General features: G+C 45.9%; 32 protein-coding genes and 1 pseudogene. 29 read left to right on the plus strand and 4 right to left on the minus strand.

Annotated elements, in window-relative coordinates:
- Nucleotides 1–161 precede the first annotated feature (161 nt).
- A complete protein-coding gene (gene ribD, locus ACFQNG_RS19550; protein ID WP_379867595.1) occupies nucleotides 162–896 on the minus strand; it encodes a bifunctional diaminohydroxyphosphoribosylaminopyrimidine deaminase/5-amino-6-(5-phosphoribosylamino)uracil reductase RibD in 735 nt (244 codons plus the stop codon).
- A gap of 15 nt (nucleotides 897–911) precedes the next feature.
- The gene (locus ACFQNG_RS19555; protein ID WP_379867596.1) at nucleotides 912–1,598 is read right to left on the minus strand and encodes a helix-turn-helix domain-containing protein; all 687 of its coding nucleotides are present in this window, start codon (nucleotides 1,596–1,598) and stop codon (nucleotides 912–914) included.
- Between the two features lie 164 nt (nucleotides 1,599–1,762).
- Between ACFQNG_RS19555 and ACFQNG_RS19560 the strand changes: the two genes are divergently transcribed.
- The 8 genes from ACFQNG_RS19560 to ACFQNG_RS19595 all read left to right on the plus strand — a co-directional run bounded on the left by ACFQNG_RS19560 (nucleotide 1,763) and on the right by ACFQNG_RS19595 (nucleotide 6,975).
- Complete coding sequence (locus ACFQNG_RS19560; RefSeq protein WP_379867597.1) at nucleotides 1,763–2,059, plus strand: helix-turn-helix domain-containing protein; 297 nt, start codon at nucleotides 1,763–1,765, stop codon at nucleotides 2,057–2,059.
- Between the two features lie 67 nt (nucleotides 2,060–2,126).
- Nucleotides 2,127–2,321: a hypothetical protein gene (locus ACFQNG_RS19565; RefSeq protein WP_379867598.1), complete on the plus strand. Its 195-nt coding sequence runs from the start codon at nucleotides 2,127–2,129 to the stop codon at nucleotides 2,319–2,321.
- A 100-nt stretch (nucleotides 2,322–2,421) separates the two neighbouring features.
- Nucleotides 2,422–2,688, plus strand: coding sequence for a hypothetical protein (locus tag ACFQNG_RS19570; protein ID WP_379867599.1), 267 nt, complete (start codon nucleotides 2,422–2,424; stop codon nucleotides 2,686–2,688).
- Nucleotides 2,689–2,690: 2 nt separating this feature from the next.
- Nucleotides 2,691–2,954 (plus strand): hypothetical protein, encoded by a 264-nt coding sequence (locus ACFQNG_RS19575; protein ID WP_379867600.1) that lies wholly within the window; start codon nucleotides 2,691–2,693, stop codon nucleotides 2,952–2,954.
- Nucleotides 2,942–3,079, plus strand: coding sequence for a hypothetical protein (locus ACFQNG_RS19580; RefSeq protein WP_379867601.1), 138 nt, complete (start codon nucleotides 2,942–2,944; stop codon nucleotides 3,077–3,079). Before ACFQNG_RS19575 ends, ACFQNG_RS19580 begins: the two co-directional genes overlap by 13 nt.
- 30 nt (nucleotides 3,080–3,109) lie before the next feature.
- A complete protein-coding gene (locus ACFQNG_RS19585; protein WP_379867602.1) occupies nucleotides 3,110–5,638 on the plus strand; it encodes a type IV secretory system conjugative DNA transfer family protein in 2,529 nt (842 codons plus the stop codon).
- Complete coding sequence (locus ACFQNG_RS19590) at nucleotides 5,557–6,462, plus strand: replication-relaxation family protein (protein ID WP_379867603.1); 906 nt, start codon at nucleotides 5,557–5,559, stop codon at nucleotides 6,460–6,462. Before ACFQNG_RS19585 ends, ACFQNG_RS19590 begins: the two co-directional genes overlap by 82 nt.
- Before the next feature lie 177 nt (nucleotides 6,463–6,639).
- Nucleotides 6,640–6,975 carry a hypothetical protein gene (locus ACFQNG_RS19595; RefSeq protein WP_379867604.1) on the plus strand — a complete coding sequence of 112 codons (336 nt, stop codon included), beginning with the start codon at nucleotides 6,640–6,642 and terminating at the stop codon, nucleotides 6,973–6,975.
- 12 nt (nucleotides 6,976–6,987) lie between these two features.
- On the opposite strand, the gene ACFQNG_RS19600 is transcribed toward ACFQNG_RS19595, so the two are convergent.
- A complete protein-coding gene (locus ACFQNG_RS19600) occupies nucleotides 6,988–7,155 on the minus strand; it encodes a hypothetical protein (RefSeq protein ID WP_379867605.1) in 168 nt (55 codons plus the stop codon).
- 102 nt (nucleotides 7,156–7,257) lie between these two features.
- On the opposite strand from ACFQNG_RS19600, the gene ACFQNG_RS19605 reads away from it, so the two are divergent.
- The 6 genes from ACFQNG_RS19605 (at nucleotide 7,258) to ACFQNG_RS19630 (ending at nucleotide 9,968) form a co-directional block, all read left to right on the plus strand.
- Nucleotides 7,258–7,578, plus strand: a complete 321-nt coding sequence (locus ACFQNG_RS19605) for a hypothetical protein (protein ID WP_379867606.1) — start codon at nucleotides 7,258–7,260, stop codon at nucleotides 7,576–7,578.
- 191 nt (nucleotides 7,579–7,769) lie between these two features.
- On the plus strand, nucleotides 7,770–7,895 hold the full coding sequence (locus tag ACFQNG_RS19610) for a hypothetical protein (protein ID WP_379867607.1): 126 nt from the start codon (nucleotides 7,770–7,772) through the stop codon (nucleotides 7,893–7,895).
- A gap of 264 nt (nucleotides 7,896–8,159) precedes the next feature.
- On the plus strand, nucleotides 8,160–8,375 hold the full coding sequence (locus ACFQNG_RS19615) for a hypothetical protein (RefSeq protein ID WP_379867608.1): 216 nt from the start codon (nucleotides 8,160–8,162) through the stop codon (nucleotides 8,373–8,375).
- Between the two features lie 55 nt (nucleotides 8,376–8,430).
- Nucleotides 8,431–8,619, plus strand: coding sequence for a hypothetical protein (locus ACFQNG_RS19620; protein ID WP_379867609.1), 189 nt, complete (start codon nucleotides 8,431–8,433; stop codon nucleotides 8,617–8,619).
- 75 nt (nucleotides 8,620–8,694) lie between these two features.
- The gene (locus ACFQNG_RS19625) at nucleotides 8,695–9,024 is read left to right on the plus strand and encodes a hypothetical protein (RefSeq protein WP_379867610.1); all 330 of its coding nucleotides are present in this window, start codon (nucleotides 8,695–8,697) and stop codon (nucleotides 9,022–9,024) included.
- A 362-nt stretch (nucleotides 9,025–9,386) separates the two neighbouring features.
- Complete coding sequence (locus tag ACFQNG_RS19630) at nucleotides 9,387–9,968, plus strand: Fic/DOC family protein (RefSeq protein ID WP_379867611.1); 582 nt, start codon at nucleotides 9,387–9,389, stop codon at nucleotides 9,966–9,968.
- Between the two features lie 323 nt (nucleotides 9,969–10,291).
- Here the strand turns inward: ACFQNG_RS19630 and ACFQNG_RS19635 are convergent, their stop codons facing one another.
- Nucleotides 10,292–10,699: a helix-turn-helix domain-containing protein gene (locus tag ACFQNG_RS19635; protein ID WP_379867612.1), complete on the minus strand. Its 408-nt coding sequence runs from the start codon at nucleotides 10,697–10,699 to the stop codon at nucleotides 10,292–10,294.
- A 227-nt stretch (nucleotides 10,700–10,926) separates the two neighbouring features.
- Here ACFQNG_RS19635 and ACFQNG_RS19640 point away from each other — a divergent pair, with 227 nt between their 5' ends.
- The 15 genes and pseudogenes from ACFQNG_RS19640 to ACFQNG_RS19710 form a co-directional block, all read left to right on the plus strand.
- Nucleotides 10,927–11,151, plus strand: coding sequence for a helix-turn-helix transcriptional regulator (locus tag ACFQNG_RS19640; protein ID WP_379867613.1), 225 nt, complete (start codon nucleotides 10,927–10,929; stop codon nucleotides 11,149–11,151).
- Between the two features lie 51 nt (nucleotides 11,152–11,202).
- A complete protein-coding gene (locus tag ACFQNG_RS19645; protein WP_379867614.1) occupies nucleotides 11,203–11,376 on the plus strand; it encodes a hypothetical protein in 174 nt (57 codons plus the stop codon).
- 53 nt (nucleotides 11,377–11,429) lie between these two features.
- Nucleotides 11,430–12,311 carry an ERF family protein gene (locus ACFQNG_RS19650; RefSeq protein WP_379867615.1) on the plus strand — a complete coding sequence of 294 codons (882 nt, stop codon included), beginning with the start codon at nucleotides 11,430–11,432 and terminating at the stop codon, nucleotides 12,309–12,311.
- Complete coding sequence (locus ACFQNG_RS19655; protein WP_379867616.1) at nucleotides 12,312–12,434, plus strand: hypothetical protein; 123 nt, start codon at nucleotides 12,312–12,314, stop codon at nucleotides 12,432–12,434. It abuts the gene before it with no gap.
- Nucleotides 12,435–12,464: 30 nt separating this feature from the next.
- Entirely contained in the window at nucleotides 12,465–12,695 is a 231-nt protein-coding gene (locus ACFQNG_RS19660; RefSeq protein ID WP_379867617.1) for a hypothetical protein, read from the plus strand.
- Nucleotides 12,696–12,710: 15 nt separating this feature from the next.
- The gene (locus tag ACFQNG_RS19665) at nucleotides 12,711–12,923 is read left to right on the plus strand and encodes a hypothetical protein (RefSeq protein ID WP_379867618.1); all 213 of its coding nucleotides are present in this window, start codon (nucleotides 12,711–12,713) and stop codon (nucleotides 12,921–12,923) included.
- A 57-nt stretch (nucleotides 12,924–12,980) separates the two neighbouring features.
- The gene (locus tag ACFQNG_RS19670; protein WP_379867619.1) at nucleotides 12,981–14,006 is read left to right on the plus strand and encodes a DnaD domain protein; all 1,026 of its coding nucleotides are present in this window, start codon (nucleotides 12,981–12,983) and stop codon (nucleotides 14,004–14,006) included.
- Nucleotides 14,007–14,046: 40 nt separating this feature from the next.
- On the plus strand, nucleotides 14,047–14,493 hold the full coding sequence (locus tag ACFQNG_RS19675; RefSeq protein WP_379867620.1) for a hypothetical protein: 447 nt from the start codon (nucleotides 14,047–14,049) through the stop codon (nucleotides 14,491–14,493).
- Nucleotides 14,490–14,816 (plus strand): hypothetical protein, encoded by a 327-nt coding sequence (locus ACFQNG_RS19680; RefSeq protein WP_379867621.1) that lies wholly within the window; start codon nucleotides 14,490–14,492, stop codon nucleotides 14,814–14,816. Before ACFQNG_RS19675 ends, ACFQNG_RS19680 begins: the two co-directional genes overlap by 4 nt.
- A gap of 5 nt (nucleotides 14,817–14,821) precedes the next feature.
- The gene (locus ACFQNG_RS19685; RefSeq protein WP_379867622.1) at nucleotides 14,822–15,079 is read left to right on the plus strand and encodes a hypothetical protein; all 258 of its coding nucleotides are present in this window, start codon (nucleotides 14,822–14,824) and stop codon (nucleotides 15,077–15,079) included.
- Nucleotides 15,080–15,196: 117 nt separating this feature from the next.
- A complete protein-coding gene (locus ACFQNG_RS19690; RefSeq protein ID WP_379867623.1) occupies nucleotides 15,197–16,630 on the plus strand; it encodes a DNA cytosine methyltransferase in 1,434 nt (477 codons plus the stop codon).
- 210 nt (nucleotides 16,631–16,840) lie between these two features.
- Entirely contained in the window at nucleotides 16,841–17,722 is an 882-nt protein-coding gene (locus ACFQNG_RS19695) for an ATP-dependent DNA ligase (RefSeq protein ID WP_379867624.1), read from the plus strand.
- On the plus strand, nucleotides 17,712–18,080 hold the full coding sequence (locus ACFQNG_RS19700; protein ID WP_379867625.1) for a YhjD family protein: 369 nt from the start codon (nucleotides 17,712–17,714) through the stop codon (nucleotides 18,078–18,080). The genes ACFQNG_RS19695 and ACFQNG_RS19700 overlap by 11 nt, the downstream gene beginning before the upstream one ends.
- Before the next feature lie 101 nt (nucleotides 18,081–18,181).
- Nucleotides 18,182–18,475 carry a hypothetical protein gene (locus tag ACFQNG_RS19705; RefSeq protein ID WP_379867626.1) on the plus strand — a complete coding sequence of 98 codons (294 nt, stop codon included), beginning with the start codon at nucleotides 18,182–18,184 and terminating at the stop codon, nucleotides 18,473–18,475.
- Between the two features lie 396 nt (nucleotides 18,476–18,871).
- A pseudogene (locus ACFQNG_RS19710) lies at nucleotides 18,872–19,121 on the plus strand (hypothetical protein); the annotation flags it as partial.

The raw sequence follows: 19,121 nt of genomic DNA on the forward strand, positions 1-19,121 counted from the left end.
CTTCTATGTTAACCAGTTCTGGTTGATGTTCTTTACTCGGGTTTGTTCTAAACATAGAAAAAACTTCTTATAGAGTGTTTTTTTATTGATTCGACAAAAAAGGCTGCTGACCCTGCCTTTCAAGGCAGTTTGTCAGCAGCCTCACAGCGGCATAACCGCTGTCAATCTTGGGTACCGGCTGCAACCTGATCAAGATATCCAGAAATGCAAATATCTTCGCCAAAGTGCTGGACTGTAACGTTTTTTAATGGAACGGCTAACCCCATTCGCTCAAATCCCTGACCTGAAATCGGAGTAATACTTTCCTTGCCGCCAAGTAGTTTTGGAGCAATGAAGGTAACTACTTTTTGAACAAGTCCTGCCTCCAGCATCGACCAGTTGAGCTGACCGCCCCCTTCAAGCAAAACAGATGTGATTCCGTTTTCGCCCAAATGCTTCATCGCTTTTACGAGATCAACATGCGGACCACTGCCAGTGCGGACCACCTTCACTCCGTGCTCTATAAGTTGTTTTTCTTTTTCTGTATCTGCTTGGTCAGTACAAAAAACCCATGTTGGAGCGTCTTTTGTGGTGGTCACTAGTGGAGTATCAAGCGGGATACGCAACAGGCTGTCAGCTACAATGCGTGTTGGATTTTTGCCTCCACCTTCAGGTAAGCGAGTAGTTAAACTCGGGCGGTCTTTTAGAACTGTTCCAATCCCAACCATAATGCCGTCCATCCAATGGCGCATGCGGTGAACGTCTTCTCTCGAAAGTTCATTGGTTACCCACTTACTGTCGCCAGTTGAGGTAGCAATTTTTCCATCTAATGTCATTGCTGTTTTCAGTGTTACGAATGGGAATCCTGTTCGCTTGTGATATTCCAAAGCCATCTGTTTGGTATGTTCATGTTCCACAATAAAAACCTCCCTTTATAAAGTGAATCGATACACAAACTTATACAGATCTGTTCGGCTCGTCAGCAGGCAATACTCTACAAGTTTACTTGATGCGTCAAAGGTTTTCCGCGTAATCCGCGCAACAGGAACGTCCTTAGGCATGTTCAGTAGATCAATTTCTTCCTGTGAAGGACTATCCACGACTATAACTTCTTCGCACGATATCGGTTTTCTCCCAAAGGATTCCAGCGTTTTATACAGACTCAGTGTGGGATTGTGCTTCACTCCTTCCAGAATCTTTTCCAACTCATCAAGCGGCAGAGAATTAGGCAGATAGGATGCCGATATGGTGATCGGTACATCATCCCTCAGTTGTAGAACTTGATAGAGCAATACGGGTGGTTGCAACTCTCTGCGCACCTCTTCTGGAGCATCTTCTAAAGTGTTGAGCAACCGAAGATCAAGATATTTTTTTGTAGCTTTGCTACTATGGTCTCTTCCAAACCCACGGCGGGTTGAATGAAACTCACCACCCAGAAGCCAATCAGCCGAGACTCCAAAAAAGTTAGCAAGTTCTTTGAGTGTCTCGATATTAGGTTCATAAATCCCCTTTTCCCACTTGGAGACAGTCGTGTTATCTATTCCTAAGTGTTTTGCCAGATCTGCTTGGGTTATTTTTTTCTTTTTCCTAAGGCTTTTTAATCTTGCTGCAAAATCCATTTTAATTCCTCACTTTTGCCCTCAAATACAATGCAAACTCTTTAAATACATCTTAATACAAAGTTGATCAAATAGCAATTTTGTTGTTGACGTTTGATTAAACATCAAATATTATTAGGTTAATAAGTTGAGCAAACATCAAATGGTGAAGGGGGCTTGAACTTTTGAATCTAAAGGGGTTATCCAAATGTCGAATTCAAAAAAGAGTGACTTTGCTGGAAATGGCTAATGCGCTTGGTTTAAAAACAGCTGGTGGCTACTCTAGAATCGAATCTGGAGACGTTAGAATGCGTGCTGATCAGATACCAACCATAGCAAGTGTTCTTGGGCTGGATGTTTACCAGTTAGTCAAGATTCTTTTTTTTGGAGTCGAAGTTGAGCAAAGATCGAATTGTGATCGAAGTAATACCAAGCTAATGCAGAAAGAGCCTACCGCGCATGCCTGGACAGCTCAGCGGTAAGCTCTTGCCTTGGAACCAGTTAATAACTGGCTGGTTCCCATGATACCACAAAAGGAGATGAGATATCATGGCGACCTATCGTGTAGGCAATTGGAAGGTCCCGCAACACGTCAATTTTGACGAGAAGCGGGATGCTCGCAAGGGGTTGGTTGTTCTCAAATGTTTGTCGGGCGTGTTCGACCTGAAAGAGGTCACGGCCGCATACTCAGGGTTGGGGATTGACCTGAACGGCAAACCGTTCACGGAGCTAGAGCCAAAATGATTACTACGGCAAAGCTACTACTGTTTCTGATCGTTTTCGTTGCTCCGGTGGTTATAATTGCAAGCTACATTTATGAATGGATCGAGAGGAGAGTGAAAAAATGGATGCCTTGGTTGCAAAAATGATCTACTTTGCGTTAACCATTGTGCTTATTGCCGCGATTTGGAAAAGTGTCAGTGCGTACCTGTCAGGAAAGTCCGTTAAGACGGAAGTAAAAACCTTTCTCATCATTTGTCTTTTCTTGGGGGCTGCACCTGGTTTGACGAAGGTAGCCTCCAATCTCGGGGAATCCATCGTTGCACCCGTTGACGCTATCGTCAATTTTGTTTCCGGTGAAGTCACCAAAGATTTGACCAAGGGGAACTGAAGATGGATCTCTTCACTGGTATGCTCTATATGTCCATCACGTTGCTGGTTGAATATCAGGTGTTTACGTTCATTTTGTTAATAATAATCGTTCGCTACTCTATCAAAAGTGAGTGGCGAACGTTGACCAAAGTAATTTTGAGCTATTTAGCGGCCATCGCTCTTGTGATCGGTTTGCCGTATGGACTCATAAAATCCATGCACCCAGAGCAAGCGCAAGGCGCGGAACAAAAGGTGTTAAAGGAGGTTCAAAATTGGATATCTTAGTGCCATTTATCGTTGGGTTGGTAGCGGCCGGCTTTATTTGGGGCGTAGCTACCGTCTTGGATCGGAAGCGGTTGGCGAAGAAAGAGAATATCGAAGTTGACGAGGGACTATACGAAGAGGACTGATGAAGTCCTCTTTTTTCTAGGAGGGATGACATGATGAAAACACGGTACTTTCCATCAAATTGCTTCCGGATTGTGCCGGTCCAAGGGGCTGAGAAGCACGAACGAAGTGAGAGGATGCAAATCATTAACCAACTGGCAAGCATGAACAAAGGATTTCTGGAGAAAGGTGCAGGACGCAAAGTCGTCAATCCGACCACAGGTGAGCAAGAGTATAGAGACGTTCCACATTTTAGCCTGAAATTGTGTAAGCGTGATGGGAAGATCCACGCTTACACGAATCTACCCAAAGACAAGGATCATCTTCTCAAAACGAAGTTTGAGCAAACCTTGTACCAGGACATTGGTGAATTCCGAATGGAGGAAGACAATCTGGAGCTTCCTGAGACGAATTTATACGCATTCGCAGTTAAAGGCAGCCATCATTTGGCCATCGATTTGGACGGAAGCCCCAAGATCAAAGAGCTTTTTCGCTCGGTGGATCATGGGATGTACAGCCTAACGGTGAAAGAAGTGGTGGACCAGGAAGAGAAGCGGGATCAATTGGAGAAGGCGCGTTTAGGGCTTACTACCACGAAAGCGAAGGTGTGGCACTATACCAAGACAGGTGCAAAGGCAACTGCCAAAATGCTCTATGACTTTTGGTACGACGGCGAAGATGAAGTACGGGAAAAACATCAGGTTGCGCTTCAGCAGATCAAGAAGCTGTTGCCAAAGAAAGATCAAAAGCAGCCGTATACGGATCGCAAATTCGCGTCGGACAACAATAAATACATGCTAGTGGAAGCGTTGTTTCTCCTATGGACGGATGATGAGGGAAAGGCGAAGCAGTTTCAAGCTGATTTGCAAAAGCTGATGACGGAGCTCCAAGGTGAGAACCGGCTGGAAGTTGTCAAAGTGAAGCCGGACCTATCCAAAGTGGCGAAAGGGCGAATTCACTACAATTTGCCAACGATGTGCTTATACCAGGCGGAAATAAGCAAGTTCCTACTGTTACCAGATGTGGAAGATAAAGATTTTTACTCGGAGCATTTGCAGAAAACCAGAATCCCGGAAGTAATGCTGAAACCTGGCTTGGGCGCTCTTGCTTTTGCACGGGAGCTGTACACTAATCGGGTTGTGTATATGCCAAGGCCCAAGAATGTTACCGAGATCGATTCATATGTGAAAGCGACCATCGCTTTTGGTGAGCAGGGATCAGGCAAAACCAGTTACATCGAGAATCAGATCCTAGAAACGTTCCTCGCAGGTGCGCAGAATGAGACGGAGTGGCGCAGGTATGGGCGGTCTGTGGTTGCTTTTGAACTAGCTGATGGCAAAATGATCAAAAACGTTCGGCAGCATATCCCGTCCTGGGCGCGGAAAAATGTGGTGATTCTTAACCACGCGGATACAGAAAACCCTCTTCCTGTTAACTTTCATGACGTGATCAAGATCAATAAAAAGAGCCGTAGCATCAAAAAACAAATCGCAGACACAGAAACAAAGATTTTGCTGGATTCCGTGGGTGACGATAGCAAGACCGTGGCCGTTGAGCGTTACTTCAAGGCGGCGTTACAAGCGAGTTACGAAGTGGGGAAAGGCAACTTGATCGACGCCTTAAAGATTTTGAAAGACCAGCAATATTGGTTTCAAACCCTTCAAAAGCTAGAGAAGAAAAAGAAACGGAACCTTGCAAAAGCCTTGGAAGAAAACGCAACGGATATGATCAATGATCCATCGGTGCTAAAGACGATTAAAAACCGCCTTGTGCCATTCATGACAGATGAAGACTTCATTAACTTGATTGCCCAAGACGAAAACCCTGATATCGATTTCTGGAAATGGACGAATACAGGCCCATACTTGGTATTGATCTATCTGCCTGGGAGTGGCCAAGAAATTTCTCAGGAATTAAGAAAGTTCTTGTTTACCCACTACTTCATGAAAATTTGGATGATGATGTTGGCTCGTGAACGATTGGAGGACAACAAGCGAAAAGAATGTTTGATCATTGTCGATGAGCTTCATCAAATCCTTGATCAAAGAGCTGTTCAAAATCTGTTTGGCGCGTTGTTCAAAGAACCCCGGAAATACCGGTTCCGTTATGTTTTCACCGTTCACGGCTGGTCCAGTTTTGATGAAGCTGGCAAGAATGCAGAGAAGTTGAAGCGATCCATTAAGGATGCCAGACCGAATTTGGTTTTGCTCAAGGGCGGAGACGATTTCTTCAAGTCCATGGCCGATATGCTTGCTCCTTATGATGTGAAAGACTTTACCGAGCTGATGAACATGGAATATTGCGGCATTTTCCGCATCGATGTAGCGAAGAAGACCCATATCTTCATGGCGAAGCTGATTGAACCCGTTGATATGAGGTTGCCCATGTATCGGCAGGTTAGCTTGGAAGAATCACGCAGCATGGCCAATCCATTGGGTAGGCCGAGAAAAGATGTAGAGACAAAAATTTATGGGATCGAGGAAAAGGAGGATGAAAAAACATGTCAACCGCAAAACGAGAGGAACCTGGAAGAAGAACTCGCAGAGATTACCGGCGGAAGCGACTTCCTAAAAGCGAACTAAGCTTGGACTGGGCAAAGGCTAATGTAGATTTGACAGAACGAAAGAAAAAGATGTTGGAGATTCTCGCTCAACGCAGATTGCTGACGATTGAACAGCTCGAATATTTCCATCCAGACTTCGGTCATCAGTCTCAAAGTCAACTGCTCCTAAGGCGAGATATAAACAAACTTTATGAGGTTTACCTCGTTGATAAAGCTTTGAAAAAGCCTATTATCCAGTGGGATGGAACCGTAAAAAAGACTATGGTCATTTCAATGGGAGAACTAGGGAGCCAGTACGCTGGATGGGCAAAGCATCATCAGCGGATCAAGCACCGGGATGGGCAGGTCGTTCTGCCGGCGACCGCTCACCATATCCTCCGCATCCATGATATGGAGATCCAGACCAGAGAACTGATGAAGGAGATGGGGGTGGAAGTTAAGGCGTGGGCTTATGAGTGCGGAAATCGGATATTAAAACACAGCAACGGCTTGAATCCAGATGTATTTTGCATGTTGTATGACCAGTCCAACGGCAAACACTATACGCTCTTCCTGGAGTATGACACCGGGAAAGATGATTATGGCCGAAGAAAGAAGTTCCCCAACTTAACAAAGAAAATCGACCGCTACCGAGAGGTAAAAGGTTGGAAAGATTGGTATGAAAGACCGATCAGCTCTGCATCGGAGAACAAGTTTCCACACATATTTTTTGTCACGGAAGAACCGAAACGTTTCCCGGAGTTGCCAAAGATTTTAGAAAGCCGAGGACTGGATCATACCGTTTGTCTGCAACAAGATTACCTGTCTCAATTGGAAAAATTTATACAGGGCATGCGGTCTTAGGGGTGTATTAGCGAGTGTATTAGTACGAAAACGACTAATACACCCCAACAAACCAAGATCAGACCAGATATTTCATAAGGTTTTATGTTCTCCGTCGAGGCTTAATTTCAGACGCAAGGCATTTTAAGTCTTATCTTTTTCTCTTCTTTTCATTAACCATATAAGGAGTGATCAGCGATGGAAAATGCAATTCAAACAAGTTCACAATGGGCGGCGTTAATTCTCGTAGGTACCACCTGCGTCGTGTTGATTTATCTGGTGATTGTGCTTGCCAGCATCTTCAGAGGAGATCGACACGTGAAGTCCGTCTTGAAGATTGGATCAGAAGAATATGTTCTAGAGATGAAGCAGGGGCAACAATACAAATTCAAACATCATAAGTGGTTCTGGATCGGTGTGGGTGCTGCCTATGCGGTGGCGGTCGTAATGACGGTTTGGTATATCTTGATGATTGTGATGGTTTTGATAGTGGGATCGAAAGTGTTGGGAAAAATAAACACGAAAAAAGCTTGAGCCAATCACGGTTCAAGCTTTTTCATATATGATTACGGCCAAGTATTTATCTTTTTCCTTATGAACATCTACCGTTATCACTTCGTCATCATCCCGTAGATATCCAAGTTGGAAGTTGATATTATCTTCCAACTCACTGCGGGACTTACCTTCAGCAACCAAACTTCTGAACTTACCCAAAGAATCACCCCCAATATATTCGTCAATAATTTATTCGAAGGAGTTTGGGGCATTCCCTTGTCTGGAAACAATTGCTACAATGGAGACAAAGGAGGCCGGACGATGGACGACTTGAAAGCATTTTTGGCCAGTGAATTTGCTAAAATCAACAATGAGTTCAGCGCAATTAATCAGAGATTGGATCGGATCGAATCCGAGCAACAATCGTTTCGCCAAGAAGTGGCTGAGCGCTTTGACCAGCTCGAAACGGAGCTAGAGGACGTGAAGCGTGTTGTGAGCATGTCGGCACAGGATATTGTTGATAGCCAAGTGGAGTATGTCGAGAAGCTTGACATTCAGGAAAAGAAAATGGATCTGCTCGCCGCGCAACAGAACCATCTGGCCAGACGCGTGAGCAAATTGGAAAAGGCAAATGAACAATAAAAAGCCAGCTACGGGTGTGTGATGTAGCTGGCTTTTCTCTTATTGATAATTGAGACTCCACACGGCTGAAGCCGACTTTCATCCCACCCTTGAAAGAGTTGGGCTTTCAGTCGGCAACTTCTGTAAGAATTTGTGTAGTGACATTTATTCTAATCGTTGCAAAACTGTTTATGCGGAGGTGAGAAATAGGCATGGAGCGATGTGATAGCTGTCGCAACGAGGTTGAATACGCAACCCAAGTCGAGCCGGAATATTTCTTGTGCGAAAAGTGTCGCGAAGAGTATGAAGAGGAACAAATGAATACGATTGTTGGATGATGATTGAGCGGTAAGGATGATTTTCAGGGACGCTAACTAAAGTTAACAGGATAACAACCAACAACCGGGGCCTTGCCCTGGTCTTTATATATTCAAAAATATATGAAAACTAGATAATATAACATTGTTGGAGGTGAGCAAATCAGAATCAATGTGAATATCCAAGACCCATCTGTGAGGGCGCGAGAAAACGCCTTTTGGCTGGCCATCTTGACCTACGTCGAACCATTTTTCCTTTGGTTTGGCATAATCAAGATGTATGCGATGGGAGTTGCTGGGTTAGGGTCTGTTGCGCTGCTGACGACATTGTTGATCGTGCGATTCATGTATACCATTCGGGCATTTCTATATCCGCTGGTATGGGGCGTATTCCTTTACTCATTTACGTCCGGCCAGCTGCTTCCCTGGTGGACAGATGTCTTGGGGCTCGTGTTGGTTGTAGGCGGCCGGTTCTGGCTCCTGTTTGTCTGCGGGAAATAGCTCCTTTAAAATAATACAGACTATTGCTAATATATGAAGCGTAGAGGTGATACATATGAGTTGGATGGACGTGAAGGGGCCGAAAGGCAATTGGATGCAGGCAAAACAGCAAGAGCATTTACCAGGAGGCTATGACTGGTACGATCCTAAGTCACAACCCGTGAAAACCTTGATTGATCAAAAGGAAGTCACTCTCAGTAGCTTCTTCACTAAGATCGGGAAGTTTTTCTTAAGTTTGAAGTGAAAGGCCAGGGCGATGACTCTGGTCTTTCCTCTTGATTGGTAATTAGTGATATGATCGTGGTCAGGGGGTCATTCGGTGGAAGAATTGAAGGCGTTTTTCCAAGAGGAGTTCAATAAACTAAATCAGCGCCTAGATCAGCTTGAGGATGTAGTGAAGCAATTGCCTGCTAATAATCCGACTAAGCAATCAAAATATGTGACGAGCAATGAATTGCTTGAGGCTAAATTATTGTCGCTGGAATCAAAGTATCTTCGTCTTGATCAAAAATTGCGTCGTTACGATTTAGAATCATTCAACCGGTTAAGCAGTTTGATCCAGATGATAGCAGAGCAGGAAGAAGTAACTGAAGAACAATTAATCAAAGATTTGTGGAGAATTAGGGAGGAGCGGCGAAATGATAAGTGATGACTAAAGCAAGCGAAGTACTTGTTTGAATCAAGATGGATAAACCCATAATAATAAGGTTGTCGTATTGTCCATTGTGGGACCTTACCATCATTGATAAAATATAAGTAAACCAAACGGAAAGGATGCCGTCCTATGATCGGAGCAAGACGGATTGTCGGCAGACCTAGACGGATACTGCGTAAGGGGTCATTTGTCGAGAGAAAAATGCTTCGTGGAGTGCTTGGAACATTGAAGCATGAAGGTATCTACCTAACGAATACTGAACAAGATCTCCTTCGTGCGTACTGTGAGGGAAGAATTACCGAGGAAGAATATGATCGCAAAGCCTTTGAGCTTGTGATGAAAGGATAAGACAAGGGTTGGACGAATCGACATATGTATATCCTGGCACCACCATTTTAAAAAACAAGTTGGATATCCGGGATAAAAAGAAACTCGATCAATGGGAACGTCTAATGACAGCAAAAAGGCATCTTCAGTTGATGGCAAGACCACTTTCGGGATCGTTTGATTTGGCCCATTTACAGCGCATACACAAGCATCTTTTTCAAGATGTGTATGAATGGGCTGGGCAAATTCGGAAAGTGGTTATTTCAAAGCCGCCAACTCTTTTTTGTTTACCGCGTATGATCCAATCTGAGGCTGATAGGATTTTTGGGGAGTTGCGAGATGAGCGATATTTGACCAGGCTGGATGCTCAGAATTTCGCTGAACGAGTAGCTTATTACCTTTCAGAGATCAATGTTTTGCATCCTTTTCGCGAAGGGAACGGACGAACCCAACGCGAGTTTATACGATGCTTGGGACTGAAGTCGGGCTATGTAATTGATTGGGCAGTAGCAGATAAGGATGATTTAAAGGTAGCAATGATCGAAGCGTCAATAAAATCAGAGGAAAAATTGGCTCAAATAATTCTGACTTGTATTGTTAATCGGAAATAGAGAAGCCAGCTACGGGTGTGATGTAGCTGGCTTTTCTATTTAACAATAGATACAGAAAATTCGATGACGCCCCAGAGAGGGAATATATGTTCTGTTTTGTGGTACAATAAAAAGCCCGAGGTGATGCAGCATGCAACCAGCAAAAAAGGGTCGAAAGCGCAACACGGTAGGCTTTAAGTCTGAACGGGAGCGATTTTCTTATTTGATTGGTTTGGCTGTGAATGAAAATGAGACATGCTTAAACGCTGTATTAAATGGGATGAATAGAAATGAGTTCTTGAAAGAAAAAATCCTGGCCCTCGCTTTGGAAACGAAAACCAGGGTCACAAACTTCTCGCGCAGTCTTCGCCTTCGTCCGGCAAAATGCCTTCTTCTCGCAAGTAACCTTCGATCAAGTCGTTGATGATCTTCAACCGCTCTTTGGGAATGTATTTCGCCTCGCCCGTTTTAGGATCTATTACATACGGGCGCTTTTTGATCTCTTCAAGCAGATCCACGAGATCCGCATTCTTTTTATCCTTGTTCTCTTGATTTTCATCATTGCCGAGCAAGTAATCAACAGTAACACCGAAGTAATCAGCTATTTCCTTCAACTTCTCTGTATCCGGTTCAAACGATCCTTTTTCCCATCGAGAAACCGTTGATTTTGTAACCCCAAATCTGTCGGCAATCTGTTGTTGCGTTATTCTCTTTTCTCGTCTTAGCGCTTTCAGCCTTTCTGAAAACACCATCATAAAGATCACCTCATAATCATTATATGTTAAGTCTCGTGGTTTCTTAATGGGAAATTTTTTATTTCCATAATGTCAACTATACCATGGTTTGATAACCCTTATCAAAAATAATGGATACAAAATTTATCAAAAAAAATGACAAAAAGGGGTTGCGTGTTGCGCAAATAGCAACTATAATAAGGTTAAATGTTGCAGAAAACGAAACAAAGAGAGGGGGATGAAGCATGGAAGAATTGGTGCTAAAACGGTTGGTTGAAATCAGAAGCCAACGCGGATTGACGCAAGAACAAGTCGCTCAAAGGCTCATGGTGCATAAAAGCACATATAACCGTATGGAATCGGGTGGTATCAAGATTAAAATAATCGATATCCCTAGAATCGCTGAAGCGCTGGGCATGACAGTGGACGAACTTAATAAGGCTCTTTTTTCAGCTCTTGGAGTTGCGTAAATAGCAACATGGTTGTTACCCTTTCGGGAATCATGAAAGGAGGTGGAACCGATGCGCAAGCAGCGCAAATACACGGGCGTGGCCTTCATGGATCGCGGAGTCCTCAAATTCAAAATCATGAAAGATGGGATTTGGTACGGGACGCTCACGATCAGGGGGCATATCGACTGGCAAGAAATGATGAACGCCCACCACGGATGCAGCCGGGTGAGCGTTGGGAAATAGGCTCTTGAAAATGTACTTGGCACGATTATAACACCTAAGGAGCGAATGCACAAATGCAAATGAGCCAATCGATTGCACAGATTGCGGGAGCATTGAGCAAATTCCAAGGAGAAGTCACCAACCCATCAAAAACGAAAACGGCCATCATCCCACCCAAGGACCCGAAAAAACAGGGTTATAAATACAAATACGCTGATCTCGGGGACATCATCGACACAATCAGGGAGCCGTTGAAAAAACATGGCCTCTCATACATTCAAAACCCGGTGAGAAATGACAAAGGTGATCTGGAAGGCGTATACACGATGATTTTACACGAGTCGGGCGAGTACATGATTTTTGATCTGGTTCCGATTCGCGCAGGAGCCAACGCAACGCCGCAACAAATCGGCTCGGCTCTCACATACGCTCGGCGGTACTCACTCAGTTTAGCGCTCGGAATCGCGGCGGACGAAGATGATGACGCAAGCGCGGCGGAACATGGAGGAAACCAAAATGCTGGCACAACTCAAAAGTCATCGGTAAAGAAAACCAGCGCCAAACAACAGACTCAACGAAGCAACCAACCAGCGGCGACAAAACAAGGTAATGGCGAGCTGGATGCATACAAGGAGCTGGCCGAACAAAACCAACAGCCACAAGAGACGAAAGCAACCAACCAGCGCGGAAGATTCTTCGCGGTAGCGGCAAAGAGAGGGTTGCAGGAAAGGGCACAAAAGGCCATCGTCTTCGGATTCACTGGCAAGGAGAGTCGCAAAGAAGTGACGGATGAGGAATTCAAGGTCATCGCAGATTTCCTGGATGGCGCAACCAACGAAGAGATCAAACGAGCCATTGACGACGCAGTCAAAGCCAAGACGGGACAGAAACAGCTAGACACTAGCGACCCAACGGATGACGAGATCATGAAATTACTGGGCGAGGGGGCGGCGTAAATGGAACTGCGCGAACTGATGAAGCTGATGGAACAAGCTCTTTCCTTAGGCGACAACGAATGGGCACGGAACATTTTGCAGGCGATGCGGGAAGTTAGCGAGGAACAAAACGGGGCGGCATAATACGCCCCTTCCCATAAAGGAGCGGATAACATGAAAATCTGGTCAATCACGGCGTTTGGTGACGCGGAGCTATGGGCGGAAGAGATCGAGCGGCGGTTGATTGAAAACATGGAGGAAATGAGCATGATGACCGGGGTTCCATTTTACGGATTAAAGCATCTTGATCAGTTCGTGGATGCGTTACACAAAGGCGGATACATCACCTGGGAAGAGATGGCCCAATATTACGCGATTTGGAGCGGGACGGGATTGGTGAACTGAAAGGAGCGGATCGGGATGAAATGGGATGCGAAAATTTACTTCGTCCACAAGGCGACGGGAAGGAAAATGGGAACCACATTCCCCATAAACGCTATTGACCATAAATCAGCGATGCAAAGAGCCAACGAGTGGTCAAAGTCTTTGACCCGCACGGGTGCAGAAGTGGAGAAAATCGAGGTTATACCAGTTGACGAGTTTGAGGTTATGGAGACGGACGGACCATTTTAAACAACGGCGGTCACGAGCTGGCCGCCCTCCCAATCTTAAAGTCCATGAGGTGAAAATATGGCGCGTTCACGGAATATAAAACCCGGCTTTTTCTTAAACGATCAATTGGCAGAAGTAGAACCACTCGGACGGTTGTTGTTTGCAGGACTTTGGACGGTTGCAGATCGGGAAGGTCGGCTTGAGGATCGACCAAAGCGGATCAAGGTTGAGGTACTGCCTTATGACAACTGCGATGTAGACCATCTGTTGGATGAGCTACATAAACGCAACTTCATTAAGCGTTATGAGGTAGATGGTGAACGGTACATTCAGATTACAAACTGGCACAAGCACCAAAACCCACATTGCAAAGAAAAGAAAAGCATCATCCCAGCACCAGACTTGCATGGTGCAAAAACTGTACAAGGTCAACCCAAGGAACAGACAGATGCACCAACAGCGGATGGCGAAAAAAATGAACCTGAGCCGAAAACCCTTGAAAACACTGGTCAAAGCGAAGCATCAGAAAAGCACAGTACAAGCACAGTGCAAGAACCAGAAACGCACATAACAAGCCCTGCTGATTCCTTTAACCTGATTCCTGATTCCTTTAACCTGATTCCCTCATCATCTGATGCCCCAAAAAATGAAGTCGATGAAGAAAAGATGCAAGCAATTATTGACTACTACTGTACCAAAAAAGGAATCGGTGAACCGTTATCGCCATTGGAATATCAATCAATCAAAAACATTGCTGAGTTAAAAGAAGTCACTTTGGACCAGGTGAAAGATGTAATTGATTATGCTGTTGAGCGGAAGAAAAAGAAATTCACTTTTGCTTATTGCGAGACGATCATCATTAACCGTTTGGAAGAAGAGAAAGAAGCAATCAGAAAAAAGGTTGTTCCAATGCAACGCCGTTCTGATAAGCAAGAACAATTACCTCAGTCGTTGCGGTGGCAACTGGATGCCAGCAAACAAGAGTCACAGGAAGACCCTGCTGATCTCGAAGATAAACAGGCATCGATCCAAGCGAAGTTGCGCTTGATGGATGAGCGGTTGAAAGCGAGCCGGCAGGAACGAGAAAGACAAGCTAATCCGTAAGGAGTGAATAATATGAGCGATTTTGGGAGGATGACGCATCATGATTGATCCGCGACACGGGGAGCAATTGGAACTGTTTCCAGAGACAAAACCGGAACTGAAGAAGGGGAAGAAAAAACAACTCACATCGATCCTGAGCGAGAAGGAAGTTGAGATGATCGAAGACTTGAGATGGGTTGTAGATCAGATTCAATCAGCCCACATTTGCGGAGATGAGGACGACGAATTTGAAGAATATGAAGAATACAGCGAGGCCGAGAGGTTGGAATTGCACAAGTCTTGGATGATTCAACGCTTGCGGGCGGATCTGGGAGTTCCAGAATACCTCGCCAAAGAGTGGGTGATGCCGCTCTACAATGTGCCTCATGCCGATAGTGAGTATTTGCTTGAACATCTGTTGGAATTGTTCAACCCGCCGCTGTTCAAGAAGTACATGGCGGAAAAGGAAGCATTCTTCAATCAGCTACTGAAAGGAGACGCATCATGATAGCACAACAATTGGATCTATTCAGCCAATCAGCACCGGAGTCGGAACCAGCGCCGGAGCCAAAGCCGAAGCGCAAGCGCAAGAAGAAGCCGACCGGACCCGATGCCTACTTGGAAAATGAAAACCCCATGGTCAGAAAGTACGGTCTGACCTGGAACGGCGCAGGGTGCGGGGTGGTTCGCAAAGGGCAGAAGCCTTGTAAATATTTTGATCAAGAAACTGGACAGTGCATCCTGAGAAACAAGGAGCATTGGAGAATGCGCGGCGAGCATGATCGACGTTGGGACGCATGCGGGTTATATCAGCCAAACAAGGGAGAGTGAACAGCATGGCAAATGCAATGCCGATTGAATTTCGTCAAGATGGCGACCACAAAAAAGTAAAGATGCCGACACATAAAGTCACTGGCGGGGCGATGGCCGTAGCACTACGGTGTTTGATTCGGGAATTGGAGCGGCCCGGATTTAAAGACCGGCTAATTGAAGGATACGGCATCAAGAAAGGGGAGAATGGGCGCGAGTTCCATGTCATCTTCAAGGAGGCGGGGAATGGTGCGGGTACTCTCCAAGGCGATGAAACGGCGTAGACGTTGGCAGGATCTCAGAAGAAAGCAAGCAAAAAGCCCCTTTGGTGCTGGCACACCACGGGGGCTCTCGAAAAACAACGATACGATCATTTTACCACAGAGAGAGAGGGCGAAGAAATGAAATTCAAAGCATTACATCTGTTCGCGGGGATTGGCGGCGGTGCGCTCGGGTTCCAGCAGGCCCGGGAAGAGTGGAAAGGAGCGGTCGGCACAATCGAAACAATGGCCGGCATTGACTGTGACGCCGAAGCGTGTGCCGATTTTGAGATGATCACGGGTGCGCCAGCTATTCAAATGGATCTTTTCAGCCGGCAACAGTACATCGATTTTCATGGTCATGAGCCGCCAGATGATTGGGAAGAAGTCACACCGTTCAGTTTGTGGCAAGCGGTTGGCGGTGAGTATCCCGATATAGTCTTCACTTCTGCACCATGTAAATCATTCTCAGGACTACTTGGCCAGGACAAAGCAAAAACAAAGAAGTATCAAGCGCTGAGTCAATTAACCATTCGCGGGATCCAGTTAACATTGAAAGCGTTCGAGGAAGATTTGCCATCGCTCATTCTGTTTGAAAATGTCCCACGGATCGCGACGAGAGGAAAACACCTACTGGATGAAATCAAGCGATTGCTCAAGAAATACGGGTACGCGGTATCGGATGGATACCATGATTGTGGGGAGATCGGTGCGCTTGCTCAGCATCGGAAACGATATCTGTTGATTGCCAGGAATGAAAAGAAAGTGCCGGCTTTTGTATATCATCCACCTGTGAAGAAAATGAAGACAGTGGGCGATGTGTTGAAATCACTTCCGCTGCCAGATAGCCTAACAGGCGGCAAGATGCACCGGTTGCCGAAGCTTCAGTTTAAAACGTGGCTCAGATTGGCGCTTATTCGCCCAGGTAAAGACTGGCGAGACTTGGAACGGAATTTCTCTCAATATTGCTTGGTGGCCGACGGAAAGGAAACAGATATTCCAGAAGTGGCCACAGGGTTTAAGGACGGGACACACGGAACCATATACAAAGTCAGTCGGTGGGATGAGGCCGCGAACACAGTCACCGGGGCATTCAGGCCAAACAACGGGGCTATATGTATCGCTGACCCGCGGTTGGGATGCAAGCCGAGATCGGGAACCTATGGGATTTTGCGATGGGACCAGGTGGCGAACACCGTTACCGGTTCCGCAGATGTCCACGCTGGAACGTGCGCGGTTGCAGATCCACGGATTCCGGAAATGAACGAAAAAGGGCAATGGGTGATCATTAGCGAGGAAGGGAACTGGCATAGACCGTTGACCACGTTGGAGCTGGCCGCATTGCAAGGGTTCCCTGTTCAGATCAACGGGAACCCGTTGGAGCTTGCGGGCAACAGCGAAGCGAGATGGCGCGAGCGCATTGGAAATGCGGTTCCACCACAGGCATCGCGAGCAATCGCAGAAACGATGTTGCGAACGTTGATGCCGGCACGGGAAAATGAGTGGATCATGAGCGCGGAAGAAGTTTGGGTGCAACCGTCAGATGAAACAAAAAATCCCCTTCAGTGCCACTAACACTGAGGGGGGGAATTCTAGGCAAAATGAGGTTGTTTGCTTAATTTATTCTACCATATCAGAATCAGACTAAGAGGGTTAACATGATTAAATTTATTGTCATTTATATTAAAAAAGCGCCGGCCTAGTCGCACCGGTGCTTTTTTTGTCCATCCATTCCCAATGATCGATCAAGTGGAGATTGATACAATGATAATAGGTGATTTATCAATGTTCAAATCTCCCATGTTACTACATAAAGCGACTGAGCCAATCAGTCATTCATCATATATCGCGGAACTCAAATTAGACGGTATCCGTCTCATCCTCTCGACAGTGAGTGGCCAGATACAATGTTGGACCCGGCACGGTACCCGGTGTACTGACCGGTTCCCTGAGTTGGCCATGTTGAACTTGCCGCCAGACACCATATTAGACGGCGAATTGATTGTCACGGATGAGCAGTCCCACCCTGATTTTGAAGCCATCCTAACCAGGTTTCAGACGACGAATGAACACAAGATCCGGACGCTGATGAAGAGCGACCCTGTCCAGTTCTGTGTGTTCGATGTCTTAATGATCGGTGGCCAAGACGTGACCTCGTTGCCACTCCATGAACGGAAAGCCATCCTGCAAGATCAGATCAAAGAGCAGCCACATCTATCCTTGGTTCGATCCATACCCGGTGAACAGGCAGGAGCCTTCTTTGATCTAGTCAGCCAACAGAACCTTGAAGGAATCGTATTAAAGAAAGTGAACTCCACCTATCAAGTGGGAAAACGATCGTATGACTGGCTCAAGGTGATTAACTACCAATACTTTGATGTTCGGTTGACTGCGATTCGGAAAGGGGACTTCGGGTGGCTCATCGGTCTAGAGGATGAGGGGCGGGTGCGTCCGGCTGGTCTCATTGAGTTTCCACCGCCACCTAATGTAAGGAAAGCGGTATGGTCCATAGTGAATAAGGTGAAGGTGGGGGAGGATAAGAAGTTCATTTATCTGAAGCCGGCAATCCGAATGAAGGTGAAGTCGAGAGGGTTCACGAAGCGAGGACTAATACGGTTACCAGTGTTCCATGCATTTAATTTTGGGGGTAAGTCTTATGCTGTATGACGACGACCACCTTGATTTTGAAGTCAAACTAAAGCGATATGTCCACCTAGAGGTACTGCTGGAAGCGTTGAATCGAGATAAAGAACAAATGGGCCACCTCAAGATGGCGGAGGCATACCAAGACCAGATCGACCACATCATCGATCAAATATTGAATGATATGGCCGAACTTCGCCGCTATTTCCGCCAATCCCAAGGCGAGATCCTCCAAACCGTTCAATTGGTAGAAGACCGGATGGTGGAGTATGTCTGGAAGGGCTACAGGCTCAAGGTGAAGTATCTGAACGAGTTCATGCGGGTGCAGTGCGGGGAGATATTGAAAGGGTATATGAAGTTGAAGAGAGGCGACCTCACTTGACTGGATCACGGACGGGGCCTTTATACATGATAGCTAAAGGTATATCTGCGGCCTGACCCGAATTAATATAATGAAATCATCAACCATAGGGAGCGAACCGCATGAGTGATGCCAAGCTGGATCAGATTTTGGCTATTGTTCAGCAGATAGCCAAGAAACAGGATGAGATGCAGGTGGAGATCAGGGAGCTACAGACGACAGTTGCCAATGGTTTCGCCGGAACACAACAACTCATCGCTGGCGTTCAGACCATTGCCAGTAGCGTAGACGAGCACCAGGCGCATGTTGATTTGTTCAAGGATCAAATGAAACTGCAAGAAGGCACAACATTGCAATTACGCAAGAAGTTATCGGAGCTGGACCGGCGCGTGAAGGCGCTCGAAGAGAAGAAGTGAGAAAGCGAGGCTTACCCGTTGGGTAGGCTTTTTTAGTGCGATGAATCAGATGTCATAATCATCAGAACATATGTCGATACAAATTGGTTTGTAGCACACACTTCGATTCAATATTCAGTCATGAAAAAACGCCTCAGTAGGGTGGATGTAGCGAACGTCGATTTTGGGGTCTGCCCAATAAATGGAACGAGCAGAGGATATACTCAGATGTATCTGGAGTGAAATAAAACGTCTTACAGAGGCTCTCAGGGGCCTCTTTTTTGATTGGGGTGAGACATCATGAGTGATGATCGTGTAGCATCTTTATCTTACGATTTACATCTCATTCACTAAAAATGAACATGGATGTTAGAATATAAAAATGGTTAGAAATAATAACATACAGGAGGCACTTCTATGCTGAAGAAATCGATGATGTGGTCGGTTGTTTTTGCGCTGGTTCTGTCGCTGTCTGCTGCATATGACACGCCAACAGCCTGGGCACTTCCGCCAGATACACCGTCGAAGTCAACTGCTCAGTCTGAACTGAACGCACTGACTGTCCAAGCAGAAGGCTCAATGACTGGTTACTCGCGAGACTTGTTCCCGCACTGGATTGACCAAGGAGGTGGCTGCGACACCCGTCAGGTGGTGCTCAAGCGTGACG

The organism is Laceyella putida (assembly GCF_042665195.1).
In the GTDB taxonomy this organism is placed as follows: Bacteria; Bacillota; Bacilli; order Thermoactinomycetales; family Thermoactinomycetaceae; genus Laceyella; species Laceyella putida.

Bases quoted from the DNA above. Each gene is read 5' to 3' on its own strand.
- ACFQNG_RS19555 (WP_379867596.1), bottom strand. From the start codon at position 1,598: ATGGATTTTGCAGCAAGATTAAAAAGCCTTAGGAAAAAGAAAAAAATA.
- ACFQNG_RS19565 (WP_379867598.1), top strand. From the start codon at position 2,127: ATGGCGACCTATCGTGTAGGCAATTGGAAGGTCCCGCAACACGTCAAT.
- ACFQNG_RS19570 (WP_379867599.1), top strand. From the start codon at position 2,422: ATGGATGCCTTGGTTGCAAAAATGATCTACTTTGCGTTAACCATTGTG.
- ACFQNG_RS19575 (WP_379867600.1), top strand. From the start codon at position 2,691: ATGGATCTCTTCACTGGTATGCTCTATATGTCCATCACGTTGCTGGTT.
- ACFQNG_RS19585 (WP_379867602.1), top strand. From the start codon at position 3,110: ATGATGAAAACACGGTACTTTCCATCAAATTGCTTCCGGATTGTGCCG.
- ACFQNG_RS19590 (WP_379867603.1), top strand. From the start codon at position 5,557: ATGTCAACCGCAAAACGAGAGGAACCTGGAAGAAGAACTCGCAGAGAT.
- ACFQNG_RS19595 (WP_379867604.1), top strand. From the start codon at position 6,640: ATGGAAAATGCAATTCAAACAAGTTCACAATGGGCGGCGTTAATTCTC.
- ACFQNG_RS19605 (WP_379867606.1), top strand. From the start codon at position 7,258: ATGGACGACTTGAAAGCATTTTTGGCCAGTGAATTTGCTAAAATCAAC.
- ACFQNG_RS19610 (WP_379867607.1), top strand. From the start codon at position 7,770: ATGGAGCGATGTGATAGCTGTCGCAACGAGGTTGAATACGCAACCCAA.
- ACFQNG_RS19615 (WP_379867608.1), top strand. From the start codon at position 8,160: ATGGGAGTTGCTGGGTTAGGGTCTGTTGCGCTGCTGACGACATTGTTG.
- ACFQNG_RS19620 (WP_379867609.1), top strand. From the start codon at position 8,431: ATGAGTTGGATGGACGTGAAGGGGCCGAAAGGCAATTGGATGCAGGCA.
- ACFQNG_RS19635 (WP_379867612.1), bottom strand. From the start codon at position 10,699: ATGGTGTTTTCAGAAAGGCTGAAAGCGCTAAGACGAGAAAAGAGAATA.
- ACFQNG_RS19640 (WP_379867613.1), top strand. From the start codon at position 10,927: ATGGAAGAATTGGTGCTAAAACGGTTGGTTGAAATCAGAAGCCAACGC.
- ACFQNG_RS19645 (WP_379867614.1), top strand. From the start codon at position 11,203: ATGCGCAAGCAGCGCAAATACACGGGCGTGGCCTTCATGGATCGCGGA.
- ACFQNG_RS19650 (WP_379867615.1), top strand. From the start codon at position 11,430: ATGCAAATGAGCCAATCGATTGCACAGATTGCGGGAGCATTGAGCAAA.
- ACFQNG_RS19655 (WP_379867616.1), top strand. From the start codon at position 12,312: ATGGAACTGCGCGAACTGATGAAGCTGATGGAACAAGCTCTTTCCTTA.
- ACFQNG_RS19660 (WP_379867617.1), top strand. From the start codon at position 12,465: ATGAAAATCTGGTCAATCACGGCGTTTGGTGACGCGGAGCTATGGGCG.
- ACFQNG_RS19665 (WP_379867618.1), top strand. From the start codon at position 12,711: ATGAAATGGGATGCGAAAATTTACTTCGTCCACAAGGCGACGGGAAGG.
- ACFQNG_RS19670 (WP_379867619.1), top strand. From the start codon at position 12,981: ATGGCGCGTTCACGGAATATAAAACCCGGCTTTTTCTTAAACGATCAA.
- ACFQNG_RS19675 (WP_379867620.1), top strand. From the start codon at position 14,047: ATGATTGATCCGCGACACGGGGAGCAATTGGAACTGTTTCCAGAGACA.
- ACFQNG_RS19680 (WP_379867621.1), top strand. From the start codon at position 14,490: ATGATAGCACAACAATTGGATCTATTCAGCCAATCAGCACCGGAGTCG.
- ACFQNG_RS19685 (WP_379867622.1), top strand. From the start codon at position 14,822: ATGGCAAATGCAATGCCGATTGAATTTCGTCAAGATGGCGACCACAAA.
- ACFQNG_RS19690 (WP_379867623.1), top strand. From the start codon at position 15,197: ATGAAATTCAAAGCATTACATCTGTTCGCGGGGATTGGCGGCGGTGCG.
- ACFQNG_RS19695 (WP_379867624.1), top strand. From the start codon at position 16,841: ATGTTCAAATCTCCCATGTTACTACATAAAGCGACTGAGCCAATCAGT.
- ACFQNG_RS19700 (WP_379867625.1), top strand. From the start codon at position 17,712: ATGCTGTATGACGACGACCACCTTGATTTTGAAGTCAAACTAAAGCGA.
- ACFQNG_RS19705 (WP_379867626.1), top strand. From the start codon at position 18,182: ATGAGTGATGCCAAGCTGGATCAGATTTTGGCTATTGTTCAGCAGATA.